This is a genomic window from Aeromonas salmonicida (genome assembly GCF_028355655.1).
Classification (GTDB): Bacteria; Pseudomonadota; Gammaproteobacteria; order Enterobacterales; family Aeromonadaceae; genus Aeromonas; species Aeromonas salmonicida.
Window position 1 is genome coordinate 2092753 of sequence record NZ_CP110645.1, and the last position, 11845, is coordinate 2104597.

10 protein-coding genes are annotated in these 11845 nt (G+C 59.2%); 7 read left to right on the forward strand and 3 right to left on the reverse strand.

The window, feature by feature from the left end; genetic code table 11:
- Window positions 1–29: 29 nt before the first annotated feature.
- The 6 genes from hemH (at window position 30) to ONZ54_RS10115 (ending at window position 5901) form a co-directional block, all read left to right on the forward strand.
- Window positions 30–1004 carry a ferrochelatase gene (gene hemH, locus ONZ54_RS10090; RefSeq protein ID WP_271788060.1) on the forward strand — a complete coding sequence of 325 codons (975 nt, stop codon included), beginning with the start codon at window positions 30–32 and terminating at the stop codon, window positions 1002–1004.
- A gap of 71 nt (window positions 1005–1075) precedes the next feature.
- The gene (locus tag ONZ54_RS10095; protein ID WP_021139169.1) at window positions 1076–1468 is read left to right on the forward strand and encodes an MAPEG family protein; all 393 of its coding nucleotides are present in this window, start codon (window positions 1076–1078) and stop codon (window positions 1466–1468) included.
- Between the two features lie 186 nt (window positions 1469–1654).
- Window positions 1655–2959, forward strand: a complete 1305-nt coding sequence (locus ONZ54_RS10100) for an inosine/guanosine kinase (RefSeq protein ID WP_021139168.1) — start codon at window positions 1655–1657, stop codon at window positions 2957–2959.
- A 159-nt stretch (window positions 2960–3118) separates the two neighbouring features.
- The gene (locus tag ONZ54_RS10105) at window positions 3119–4750 is read left to right on the forward strand and encodes a methyl-accepting chemotaxis protein (RefSeq protein WP_271788061.1); all 1632 of its coding nucleotides are present in this window, start codon (window positions 3119–3121) and stop codon (window positions 4748–4750) included.
- A gap of 113 nt (window positions 4751–4863) precedes the next feature.
- Window positions 4864–5226, forward strand: coding sequence for a DUF2750 domain-containing protein (locus ONZ54_RS10110; protein WP_005315249.1), 363 nt, complete (start codon window positions 4864–4866; stop codon window positions 5224–5226).
- Window positions 5227–5406: 180 nt separating this feature from the next.
- Window positions 5407–5901, forward strand: coding sequence for a hypothetical protein (locus ONZ54_RS10115; protein ID WP_271788062.1), 495 nt, complete (start codon window positions 5407–5409; stop codon window positions 5899–5901).
- Here ONZ54_RS10115 and ONZ54_RS10120 read toward each other — a convergent pair.
- The gene (locus ONZ54_RS10120) at window positions 5864–7507 is read right to left on the reverse strand and encodes an EAL domain-containing protein (protein WP_021139166.1); all 1644 of its coding nucleotides are present in this window, start codon (window positions 7505–7507) and stop codon (window positions 5864–5866) included. The two genes, ONZ54_RS10115 and ONZ54_RS10120, sit on opposite strands and share 38 nt — an antisense overlap.
- Before the next feature lie 187 nt (window positions 7508–7694).
- Here ONZ54_RS10120 and glgC point away from each other — a divergent pair, with 187 nt between their 5' ends.
- On the forward strand, window positions 7695–8969 hold the full coding sequence (gene glgC / locus ONZ54_RS10125; protein ID WP_087755565.1) for a glucose-1-phosphate adenylyltransferase: 1275 nt from the start codon (window positions 7695–7697) through the stop codon (window positions 8967–8969).
- A gap of 94 nt (window positions 8970–9063) precedes the next feature.
- Here the strand turns inward: glgC and ONZ54_RS10130 are convergent, their stop codons facing one another.
- Together ONZ54_RS10130 and ONZ54_RS10135 are read right to left on the reverse strand one after the other, a co-directional pair.
- Complete coding sequence (locus ONZ54_RS10130) at window positions 9064–11064, reverse strand: hypothetical protein (protein WP_271788063.1); 2001 nt, start codon at window positions 11062–11064, stop codon at window positions 9064–9066.
- Window positions 11065–11210: 146 nt separating this feature from the next.
- Window positions 11211–11762, reverse strand: coding sequence for a lipoprotein (locus ONZ54_RS10135; protein ID WP_271788064.1), 552 nt, complete (start codon window positions 11760–11762; stop codon window positions 11211–11213).
- Between the last annotated feature and the right edge of the window lie 83 nt (window positions 11763–11845).

Genomic DNA, 11845 nt, shown 5'->3' on the forward strand with positions numbered 1-11845 from the left:
ATAGAACAACAGAAAGACAGGAAGCAATCGTGACCACAAAAACCGGGATCTTGCTGGTCAATCTGGGTACCCCAGCCGCGCCAACCACGGCGGCCGTCAAGGCCTTTCTCAGCCAGTTTCTGCACGACCCGCGAGTGGTCGACTTGCCTCGCTATCTCTGGTGCCCGCTGCTCCACTTCATCATATTGCCAACCCGCTCTCCCAGAGTCGCCAAGCTTTATCAGCAGGTGTGGACCGAGCAGGGTTCACCCTTGATGGTGATCAGCAAGCAGCAGCGTGCTGCCCTGGAGCAGGAGCTCAAGCGGGAAGGGGTTGATGTGCCGGTGGAACTGGCCATGACCTATGGCTCGCCCTCCATGGACGATGGCTGGCAGGCGCTCAAGGCCAAGGGGGTCAACCGGGTGATACTGTTGCCGCTCTATCCGCAATATTCGGTCAGCACCACAGCCTCTGTGTTTGATGCCTGGGCCAAGGCGATGAAGAAAGAGCGCAACCTGCCTGTGGTGCGGCTCATTCGTGATTACCATACCCACCCCGAATACATTCAGGCGCTGGCTATGAGCGTGCGCCGCCATTGGGAGCAGAAAGGGCAGGGCGATCATCTGCTGATGTCGTTTCACGGTATTCCCGAGCGTTACGAAAACGAAGGCGACCCTTATGGTCACCAGTGTCGTCGTACCGCCGCCTTGCTGGCCGAGGCACTCGAGCTTGAAGCCGGGCAGTGGACGGCTTGTTTCCAGTCCCGCTTTGGCAAGGAGGAGTGGCTCAAACCCTACACAGATGTGACCATCGCCGGTTTGCCGGCAGCGGGCATCAAGCGGCTCGATGTGGTCTGCCCGGCCTTTGCCGCCGACTGCCTCGAAACCCTGGAAGAGATCGAAGTGCAGAACCGGGAGATCTTCATGGAAGCCGGTGGTGAGCAGTTTGAATACATACCTGCGCTCAACAGCGATCAGGCTCACATTCGCATGATGGTCTCCCTTATTTGCCGCGAGCTGGCATGATGGTCTCTTTCATGTGCCGCCAGCTGGCATAAGTTTCCCGCGTTCAGAACCCAAGGATAAGGAGTGTCATGATGATGCATATCACGTTGATTTACGCAGGCCTGCTGGGGCTGCTGTTTCTGTTGCTCTCCTTCTGGGTGGTCAAGCGCCGTGCCCAGTTCAAGGTGATGATAGGGGAAGGGGAGGCGCCCGAGATGCGCTCCGCGATCCGGGCTCATGGCAACTTCGCCGAGTATGTGCCGCTGACCCTGCTGCTGATGGCCCTGTGTGAACTGGCTGGGGTGGGGGCGTTTTGGCTCCACGTCGGCGGTCTTTGCCTCCTGGTGGGGCGCATCCTGCATGCCATCGGTATCCAGATCCCCAAGGCCCCCAACATGCCGCGGTTGTTCGGCACCCTGTTGTTCTGGCTGGCACTGGGGCTGTTTTCTGTGCTGGCACTGGTACAGGGCCTCTCGTTCGGCTGATATCCTCGTCTCGGCCGATCCGAAAAACCACCTCCCGGCGAGGTGGTTTTTAAGATGAATCCTGGTAAACGTTTTCCTCTGCAGCCCTTGTCTATACTGACCCCATATTTTAATCAGGCGACTTTTCGGCACGGCGGATTGTGTTAAAATCCCGCCCCTCTTTCCCCCAGAGCACAGAAGATTGCCATGAAATTTCCCGGTCAGCGCAAGTCCAAACACTACTTCCCGGTCGACAGACGCGATCCTCTGATCCCGCAAAATCCCCTGCTTACCGAACTGGGCAAAGCCTATGTAGTGGGTATCGATCAGACACTGGTGGACATCGAAGCCCATGTGGATGAAGACTTCCTGAACCGTTATGGCCTGAGCAAAGGCCACTCAGTGGTGATCAGCGACGACGTGGCCGAGCGTGTTTACGAAGAGCTCAAGGCCAACAACATGGTGGTAAGCGAGTTTGCCGGTGGCACCATTGGCAACACAATGCACAACTACTCAGTGCTGGCTGACTCCCATTCCATCCTGCTCGGGGTCATGAGCCAGGACATCCGCATCGGCAGCTACGCCTACCGCTATCTGTGCAATACCTCTTCTCGCGTCAACCTCGACTACCTGCAGCCGGTCAACGGCCCGGTCGGTCGCTGCTTCACCTTCATTACCGAGGGGGGAGAGCGCAGTTTCGGCATCAATGCCGGCAAGATGGATCACCTCGATGTGGCGCACATTCCCGAAGCCATCATCAAGGAGTCCTCCGCTCTGGTGATCACCGCCTATCTGGTGCGCGGTGAAGATGGCACGCCAATGAAGGAGGCCGCCATGGCCGCCGTGCGCTACGCCCGTGAGGCCGGTGTGCCCGTGGTACTGACCCTGGGCACCCGCTTCGTGATTGAAGGCAATCCCCAGTGGTGGCGCGATTTCATCGCCGAGAACGTGACAGTGCTTGCGATGAATGAAGATGAGGCCGAGGCCCTGACCGGTATCGCCGATCCCCTCGGCGCCGCCGACAAGGCGCTGGACTGGGCCGACATGGTGCTCTGCACCGCAGGCCCCATCGGCCTCTACATGGCGAGTTACACCGAGGAAGACTACAAGCGCGAGACCACCCATACCCTGTTGCCCGGCGTCATCCCCGAGTTCAACATGTATGAGTTCAGCCGCCCCATGGCCCGTGACAAGTGCCGCAATCCGGCGCGCATCTACTCCCACATCTCCCCTTACATGGGGGGCCCGGAGAAGATCAAGAACACCAACGGGGCAGGGGATGGTGCCCTGTCAGCCGTGTTGCATGACATGGTGGCCAACGCCTATCACCGGATGAATGTGCCGAACTCCGCCAAGCACCTGTCCGAGTTTCTGACCTACTCCTCCCTGGCCCAGGTGTGCAAGTACGCCAACCGGGTGAGCTATGAGGTGCTGGCCCAGAGCAGCCCCCGTCTTTCCCGTGGTCTGCCCGAGAAGGAAGACAGCCTGGAAGAGGTTTACTGGGAGCGTTGATCCCCCCCGTTTTCCCGTATCGAGAAAGGCGCCCAACAGGGCGCCTTTCTGTTTTGGGGCTGGATCATGTTTCTGACGCTCATTTGGCTATGGTCATGGACATTTATCGAGCTGGCGACATACCTTGTTAACAAACTGTACCAAGGTCGGGTTCACGCTATGTTGAGGCAATGGAGTATTGGCCACCGGTTATTGCTGGTGGCGTTGATGGTGCTGGTCATAGTGGCTGCGCTCCTCGTTACCTGCCTGCGGATTTATCATCAGGGATTGATGGCGGAAAAGAGCAATCAGACCCGCGCCCAGGTGGAGACCGCCTATAGTCTGGTTGCCGGTTTCGAGGCGAGGGCAAGACAGGGTGAGCTGGACGACGCTAGTGCCAGGACCCAGGCCCTGGCGGCCCTGCGGGGATTGCGGTATGGCCAGGACGACTATTTCTGGGTCAATGACAGTCACCCCACCATGGTGATGCATCCCATGAAACCCGAACTCGATGGCAAGGATCTCTCCGGAGTGGAAGACAAGCAGGGGCTCAAGCTGTTCGTTGCGTTTGTCGAGCGGGTCAGGCGGCAGGCTGCCGGCGGTGAGGTGGCTTACTACTGGCCCAAACCCGGCGTTGACGAGCCGGTTCGCAAGATCTCCTACGTCAAGCTCTTTGCCCCCTGGGACTGGATCATCGGTACCGGTGTCTATGTGGACGATGTCGATGCCCAGTATCAGGAAGTGCTGCGCACCCTGCTGGGGATCGGTGCCGTCTTGGCCTTGCTGTTGCTGGGCGCCGTGACCCTGATTGGGCGCAGCATAGTGACACCGCTGGCTCAGTCCGTCTCGGCCCTGGGCAATATTGCAAAGGGCGAGGGGGATCTGCGTTTTCGTCTGCCAGAGAGCGGACGAGACGAGGTGAGTCTGCTGTCGGCCAATTTCAACCTCTTTGCCAACCAGATGGCCCAGCTGGTGGCTCGCACCCAGCAGATCGCCTATCAGAACCGGGAGGCGGCTCATCAACTGGAGCAGGTTGTGGTGCGAACCAGCGCCATCGTCACGGATCAGGAACAGGATACCCAGCGGGTCGCCGACGCCATGGCCCAGATGACCATCAGCAGTCGCGCCGTCGGCGTGAATGCCGAGCAGGCCGCAACGGCAGCCGACACGGCGCAGCACCTGGCTCAGCATGGCCGCCAGGTCGTAGCGCAGACCATTGCCACCATAGGGCAACTGGCCGATGAGATGGAGGAGACAGTGCAGGCGGTGGCGCGTCTTGAGCAGGACACCAAGCAGATAGGCTCAGTGCTTGACGTGATAAGGGGGATCGCCGAGCAGACCAACCTGCTGGCGCTCAATGCGGCCATTGAAGCGGCGCGGGCCGGTGAACAGGGGCGTGGATTTGCGGTGGTGGCCGATGAGGTGCGTACACTGGCGACCCGCACCCATAACTCGACCGACGAGATCCGGCAGATGATCCAGCGGTTGCAAGAGGGGGCTGGCAAGGTGGCGACCGGGATTGGGCAGTTGCAACAACTCTCGCGTTCGACGGCAGAGAAGGCCGGGGATGCCGAGGACGCCATCGGTGACATTGATGAGGCGGTCGGCACCATCATGGCCATGAACAATCAGATAGCCGAGGCCGCCAGCGAGCAGAGTCGATCGACGGACGAGATCACGCAGCGCCTATCCGCCATCACCCAGCTTGCCAACAAAGCACTTGCTGAAAATCAGCGCACAGGGCAGGCGGCAGGTACCTTGGCTCACTCCAGCGATGAGCTGAGTGCCCTGGTGGGGCGATATCGCACTTAATGAGGAGGGCTCCCGCCTTTTTAGGGATTTGACTTGAGTCTGGGGGGCTTTTGGGACACCATCTGCCCCATTCTTGGCCAGCACTGGCCGACAGCCTGTAAGAGAGAGACCCCATGAGCAAACTAACTGACAATCTTGACGCCAATTTCAAACTGTTCATCGAAGAAGTCCGCGAGTCGGGTCAGGTCTGGGGCTTGCGTTACGGTGAAGACTGGGTTGTCTGCCGCTCTGCCGAATTCGAAGATGCCGATGTGATGCCGCTCTGGTCCGCCGAAGTAGATGCCCGCCTGCACTGCGTAGACGAGTGGGCTGACTACGAGCCGGAAGTGATCGAGCTGGAAGAGTTCCTCGACATCTGGATCAATGACCTGAACGAAGATGATGTGCTGATCGGTCCGAACTGGAACGCCGATCTGGAAGGCCAGGAGCTCGAGCCCATCGAGCTGGCCAAGGCGCTGGTTGAACTGGATGCCTGAACAGTTCTGCATTGACGGATGGCCCGTAACAAGGTCACCGGCAGCAACAAAGAACCGATATCCGCAAGGATGTCGGTTTTTTTGTGGCCCAGCGCCATCATGATGGATTAAAAGGCGATTTGGCTTTGCACCTGTCAGGGGGATGGTCCATCATCACTCTTTTGCCGATCGGGAGGAGCCATGTTTGTATTTGACATAACCGGCGTTGCAGGGGAGCGTGCCGAGATCCGGGTCCAGGCGCTGGACTGGGGGCAGACAGGCCCTGTCACCTTCAGTTGTGATGACGATAAACTGGCGGTGCTGCTGCTCACCGACTGTCGCTGTGATGCGGTCGGTTTCTTCAATCTGCTGGCCGGCAGCAAGCCCCTCTATGTGGAACAGTGGCTCTCTTATTTGCAGGAGACTGGCCGTATCGCCAGGCAGAGCAGCCAGCTGGAGAGCCCGGCCCAGACCGATTACCTCACCAGAGCCGGCTTTGAACATGAAGAGCTCAATGCGCTGCTGGGTCAAATCTATCAGGTGGCGGGTTTCAATCGTCTGCAGATCAACCGTTACCTCAAGAATCGCCACAATCCCACCACCCTGGCGACCCGCTACGATCAGAAAGAGCTGGAGCGCTATCGCCAGCTCAACGACATCATTCTGACTCTGCTGAAGTTGAAACGTCCTCAGTAAACAGCCCCAGCTGGCTGATGTCCGGTCGCAGCGGTTGCGGCCTGGCGATCAGATAGCCCTGCAATCCGTCTACATACATGCCTTGCAGCAATTGCTTCTGCCCCAGTTGCTCCACCCCTTCTGCTATCACCTGGCAACCCATGCGGTGTGACACATCGACGATCATTCGCACGAACTGCTGGTTGGTCAGATCCTGCTCCAGCCCTGTGATGAGGGCGGGATCCAGCTTGATGTAATCGGGTTTGAGCTCACGAAACAGGTTGAATGACCCTATTCCCTTGCCGAAGTTGCAGATGGCGGAGCGACTGCCGTTGCGCCTGAGCAGCTCGAACACCCGTTTGGCCCCTGTCATGTTGCGCTCCAGATGCTCCTCATCCAGTTCGAACACCAGATTGGCGCTGGTGTTGGGATCCTTGAGCAATTGCCTGTCCAGCCAGATCAGAAAGGTGCTGTTTTGCAACAGGTTGCTGGAGAGGTTGATGCCCCAGCGGCTCTGGTTGGCGCCAAATGCCCGGTACTGGCGCATGATGTGAACCACCAGCATCTGTTCCAGCTTCATCACCATGTCGAGGCGCTGGGCCATGGCAAACAGGGTGTCCGTTGGCAGCACAGTGCCGTCAGCACTGCTGAAGCGGGTATAAATCTCGTTGTAGGCCAGCATGCTACGGTGCATGGGTTGAATGGGTTGATAGGTGAAGCTTATCCGTTCCTGATCCAGCAGCTCGTTGAGCACCAGTTTCCAGTGGTGCTGACCCTGCAAGTCGACTACCTCATCATCGTCCTGCTGGATGGCCCAGCCGTTGACTGTCTCCGTCTGGGCGCGAGCGAGTGCCAGATCGGCTCGCGCCAGTATGGCTTCTATCTTCTGCCCGCTGCTCAGGCGCGTCAGCCCCGAGTAGGCGGCGCTCTCCAGCTCGTGCTGCTGTTGATAGTGGTCAAAGGCAATCTTCAGGTCTCGCCCGAGCAGGGGGGGCGGTATGTTGGCCACCGGCTGCACCAGCACGGCGAAGTCGGCCCCCGAGATACGGTAAACCTGATGGCCGGGAAAGCGGCTCACCACCCGGGTGATCAGATTGGCGATGTCCTTGATATAGGCATCCCCCGACTGAAAGCCGCGCTGGGCATTGAGTTTGCCAAGCTCTGTGGCACGGATCAGCACCAGGGTGGCGGTCTGGGTATCCTGATCCCGTTGCAGCAGGGCCGTCATGTCACGGCGAAATGCGTGGCGGTTTTGCAGCTGGGTCAGCTCATCCTGAGTCGCCAGATTGTGCAACTCGTCTATCTGGCGATGGGCATCAAGATCGGCTTCATTGAAGTGAGAAAGCAACTGCTGCAGTGCAGCCTGGGCCTCTGCCGTCTCCAGAACCGCAGGGTCACGCAGTTGCAGGGCTTTGATCCAGACGCGGTCCTGCTGGGCCCTCTCGGCATTGCGGGCGCGATAGGCCAGCATGAACAGCAGTCCGAAACCGAGCAGGGAGGTGCCAAGAATGAGTGTCAGGGTGAGAGGGGTTGCCTGTGCGGCGAGCCAGATGCCTTGCAACAGCAGCAGAGGAGCACAGGTGACGGCTGCGATCAGTAACAGGTTACTCCCGAGCTTGTTCAACATCTTGTCATCCTTGATGATGTTTGTGATGCTGAAATTCTAACCAAGCTCACGACGCAAAGCATGGGATACCGCTCAACTCCTGGAAAAGGGCCAATTGAAATCGGCTAAATGTGAGTGAAACCACTTTCATAAGCCCTTAAAAAGGCGAAGATGGGTTGAAAATAGATCAAACAAGGCAGAGGTAATTATGTTGTTAGAACCCGTAAATACTGCCAAAGCACGGCAACTATTGAATCAGAGTATGGCCTTGGTGCTCGCGGGGGGACGCGGCAGTCGCTTGAAGCAGTTGACTGACAACCGCGCCAAGCCTGCCGTCCATTTCGGCGGCAAGTTCCGGATCATCGATTTCGTGCTCTCCAACTGCATCAACTCGGGCATTCGTCGGGTGGGTGTGGTGACCCAGTACAAGTCCCACAGCCTGCTGCGCCACCTGCAATCGGGCTGGTCCTTCCTGCGCTACCAGATGAACGAATTCATCGATCTGCTGCCCGCCCAGCAGAGGGTGGACGAGGTGCACTGGTATCGCGGCACCGCCGATGCCATCTATCAGAACGTCGACATCATTCGCGACTACGGTCCCAAATACATAGTGGTGCTGGCGGGGGATCACATCTACAAGATGGATTACGCCGCCATGCTGCTCGATCACGTGCGCCTCGGCGCCAAGGTGACAGTGGCCTGTATCGAGGTGCCGCGCGCCGAGGCGTCTGCCTTCGGTGTCATGGACATAGACGAGCAGCGCAAGATCCGCGCCTTCGTGGAGAAACCGGCCAATCCACCGGCCATGCCCGGCTGCGAAGATCGCTCCCTGGCCTCCATGGGCATCTATATCTTCGAGGCGGAGTACCTCTATCAGCTGCTGGAAGAGGACATCAACAATCTGGAGTCCAAGCATGACTTCGGCATGGACCTGATCCCGCGCATCGTGGGCGAGGGCAAGGCATTTGCTCATCCCTTCACCATGTCCTGTGTCGGTGCCAAGGAGGGGCAGGAACCCTACTGGCGTGACGTGGGGACCCTGGATTCGTTCTGGGAGGCGAACATGGATCTCGCTTCCGTGGTGCCCGAGCTCGACATCTATGACGAGAGCTGGCCCATCTGGACCAGCCAGAACATGTCTCCCCCCGCCAAATTCGTGCAGGACAGAAACGGCCAGCACGGCATGACCATCAACTCCATGTTCGCGGGGGGATCAATTGTCAGCGGCTCTTTCGTACTCAACTCTGTGCTCTTTACCAATGTGCGGGTGCACTCCTTCTGTACCCTGGATCAGGCGGTGATTTTCCCCGGTGTCGAGATAGGTGCCGGTTGTCGTCTGCGCCGGGTGGTGGTGGATAAAGGCTGCGTGTTGCCAGATGGACTGGTGGTGGGTGAGAACGCCGATGAGGATGTGCGTCGCTTCTACCGTTCAGAGCAGGGAATCGTGCTGGTGACCAAGGAGATGCTGGCCAAGCTGGCGTGAGAGAGAAGCTTGAAACTGTGTCAGACGTTGTAATGCAAAGGGAGCCGAATCGGCTCCCTTTCTTTATGGTGTGATCGTGGATTTATTCGCGGACTTATTTTTCGCTCACAATGGCCTTGGCGGCCATCACCATGGCGGTGCCGTGCTTGCCACCAGCGGCGGTGACTTGCGGCACGCCATCTTCGTCGGTGTCGCCACCGGCCCCTTCGATGACGTTTTCACCGGAGTCGCCGATCCACTCGGCCATCTGCATGCCGCCGTTGACTGTGCCACGGAACCAGCCCACATAGCGCTGGGTCAGCTGTGCCAGCTCCAGCTCGGGGGCTTTTTCCGTGCCTTCGTTGCGCAGGTTCAGCATGGCAGCACGCAGGGCACCCGAGATGGCGGCCTGGGTCCACGGAGTGTATTCACCCTGCTTGCCCGCAAGCCAGGTGCCTGCCTTGGCATTGAAGTACGCCTTGTCGGTCGCGATGAACAGCTCGCGTGCTGCAGTGCGGTACTTGGCATCGGAGGTGGCGAGGAAGGCCGCGGTCAGCCCGCGCACGGCGGCAAATTGCGCATCCACGGATTGACCCGCATCCGGCTTGCCACCCAGAGTCAGGCCGTCATACACCAGGCCGTTCTTGCCCATCAACTGGCCAAGAATGAAATCAGCCTGCTGGCGAATGAGCACCAGCGCCTGCTGGCCTTGCGCGGTTTTCAGATCCAGCTCGCCGTTGTCACCGGCGGCATAACCGACCGGCAGAGCATCCTGCGCCCGCTGGAAAATCTGCAAGGCGACCAGGGCGTAAGCGGCGTCGAAAGTGGTGACGTGCTTGCCCTGTTTGCCGGCCTGCCAGCTGTCGACCAGGGTACCGGCCTTGGGCTCGAAGTGCAGGGCGTTGAGGTTCTTGAACACCATGCCGGAGAGATTCAGCGCCAGGGAGAAGGCATCTTCCCCTGCCACCAGCTTGGCGGCATCGCTGCCCTTGTTGGCGGCAGGCGCAGCGGCGAACGGGGCACCGTCAAACACGGCGTGGAAGGCCGGGTTCTGGTTGGTGTTGGCCGTGCGTTGATCGCTGAAGGCGTAGAACTCGGAGAGCGGCCACAGCATCATCCAGGCATCGCGCAGCTGGGCTGAGCTATCCACCACCTCCAGCTTGCCGATGGCACCTACGTCATTCTTGCTGGTTTCGGTCACTTTCACCTGATGGGGGAAGTAGACGATCCCCTTGGACGGATCGTATTGCGGTGTGATGTTGGCACCCAGCTGCTTGCCATCGAAGCCGAGCTGGCCCTGCATGATGGCCAGCTTGTCGATGGACTGTTCGGTCAGCATCATGCCGTTGAAGCCGTCGGCGGCAGAGACGCCGAGCTTGTGCTTGCCGTCCTGATCCATGGTGGCGGACGCGGCTTCCACCTCTTCATCGCTCTCGGCCACGTGCATGCCACCGAGGAAGTCCTGGGACCACATCACTTCCTTGAGCAGTATGCCGCCCACGGCCGCCGGGTTCAGCAGGTTGTCGGCACCGCTCCAGCGCAGGGTGGCGTAGTCACGAAAATAGGCGGGCACCTGGGTCTTGACGGTTTTCTCGGTGCCCTTGGCGGTCTTGATGGTGACCTGATCGCCGTTGACCGGGGTGGTGTTTACCACCTGGGCAAACTCCGGATTGGCGGAAGCATAGGGCAGGGAGAGGGGATACATGCCCTGTGGCACTTCATCGGCCGGGAAGCCGACGGCCTCGGCCATGGCCAGCACCCGCTTGCCGAGGTCGGCCAGGGTGCCGCCGCGGGCCAGGTTTTGCGGACCGTTCACCAGATGGGGGCCCATGCCGGACTGATAGTTCAGCGCGTACATGGCCTCTTCGGAATATTCATAGGATTCGATGCCGGCGGCGAAGTCGAACGGGGTCGGCTCATCGGCGCGGTTGGCATCCAGCACATCCAGATCCAGTCCCAGCGCTTCGGCCAGCGGCTCGCCGGAGAGCTCAAATTCGGTATAGGCCAGCATGTTGGCGGCTGTGTTGAACGTCTTGTCTTCCACCTTGACGGCAGCCTGTGCGGCGCCACTGAGCAGTGCGCAGGCGATCGCCTGTACCAGTACGGTTTTTCTCATGTCCCTTCTCACCATATGTTTGATTTTATTATGACGCTTCTCATGAATCTAAATGAGAATGGTGTGCATTATGAGACAAAGGGGGGAGCTTGAGAAGAAAAAACCGCGCCCCTGGGGTTGAAGAGAAAAGGGGCGCGGCCAGAGGGTCACAGCAGCTTGAAGGGGATGACCAGTTGACCCGGTTCTACCTTGAGTGCCTCTATCTTGTCTTTGATCCTGGCTTCGTTTTTGCGACTGCCATCCAGACGGTAGACGGGGGTCTGGGAGAAGAACAGGGAGAGGGACTGGTTGAAGGTGGAGAGCAGGGGAGTGAGGGCGGCGCCTACGTCGGCTGGCTCCGTCTTGACCGAGACGAGCTCCAGATCGCGCAGATAGATGGCACCCTGTTCGGCCACATAGTCGGGGCGGGCGCTGAGGGAGAAGCGGATCTTCATCTGCTGGCTGCCAAGGGGGCTGCTGACCTGCAGATCACCGGCAGCATCCAGCTCTACCCGATCGGCGCGGCTGCGGCCGATGCGGCTCTGCATCTCGTCGAGACGAACCTTGCTCGACATGATGCCGGGGATCCCCAGCTGTTTCTCGAAGGCGACCCTCTCTTTGAGATATTGGTTGATTTCGCTTTCGCTGACGTTGTACTGGGTGAGCGAACAGGCTGCCAGCAGCAGGCTGAGGGGAAGCAGAAGCAGGTGCTTTAACATCGACAGTTCCGTGAGTTGAGATACATGACCAAAAAGATGGCGCCATCTTAGGGGGAAACGCCCCTGGCTGCCAGCATGAGCAC

Excerpts from the sequence above, each read along its gene's own strand:
- ONZ54_RS10095 (WP_021139169.1), top strand. The coding sequence starts at position 1,076 with ATGATGCATATCACGTTGATTTACGCAGGCCTGCTGGGGCTGCTGTTT.
- ONZ54_RS10100 (WP_021139168.1), top strand. The coding sequence starts at position 1,655 with ATGAAATTTCCCGGTCAGCGCAAGTCCAAACACTACTTCCCGGTCGAC.
- ONZ54_RS10105 (WP_271788061.1), top strand. The coding sequence starts at position 3,119 with ATGTTGAGGCAATGGAGTATTGGCCACCGGTTATTGCTGGTGGCGTTG.
- ONZ54_RS10110 (WP_005315249.1), top strand. The coding sequence starts at position 4,864 with ATGAGCAAACTAACTGACAATCTTGACGCCAATTTCAAACTGTTCATC.
- ONZ54_RS10115 (WP_271788062.1), top strand. The coding sequence starts at position 5,407 with ATGTTTGTATTTGACATAACCGGCGTTGCAGGGGAGCGTGCCGAGATC.
- ONZ54_RS10120 (WP_021139166.1), bottom strand. The coding sequence starts at position 7,507 with ATGTTGAACAAGCTCGGGAGTAACCTGTTACTGATCGCAGCCGTCACC.
- glgC (WP_087755565.1), top strand. The coding sequence starts at position 7,695 with ATGTTGTTAGAACCCGTAAATACTGCCAAAGCACGGCAACTATTGAAT.
- ONZ54_RS10130 (WP_271788063.1), bottom strand. The coding sequence starts at position 11,064 with ATGAGAAAAACCGTACTGGTACAGGCGATCGCCTGCGCACTGCTCAGT.
- ONZ54_RS10135 (WP_271788064.1), bottom strand. The coding sequence starts at position 11,762 with ATGTTAAAGCACCTGCTTCTGCTTCCCCTCAGCCTGCTGCTGGCAGCC.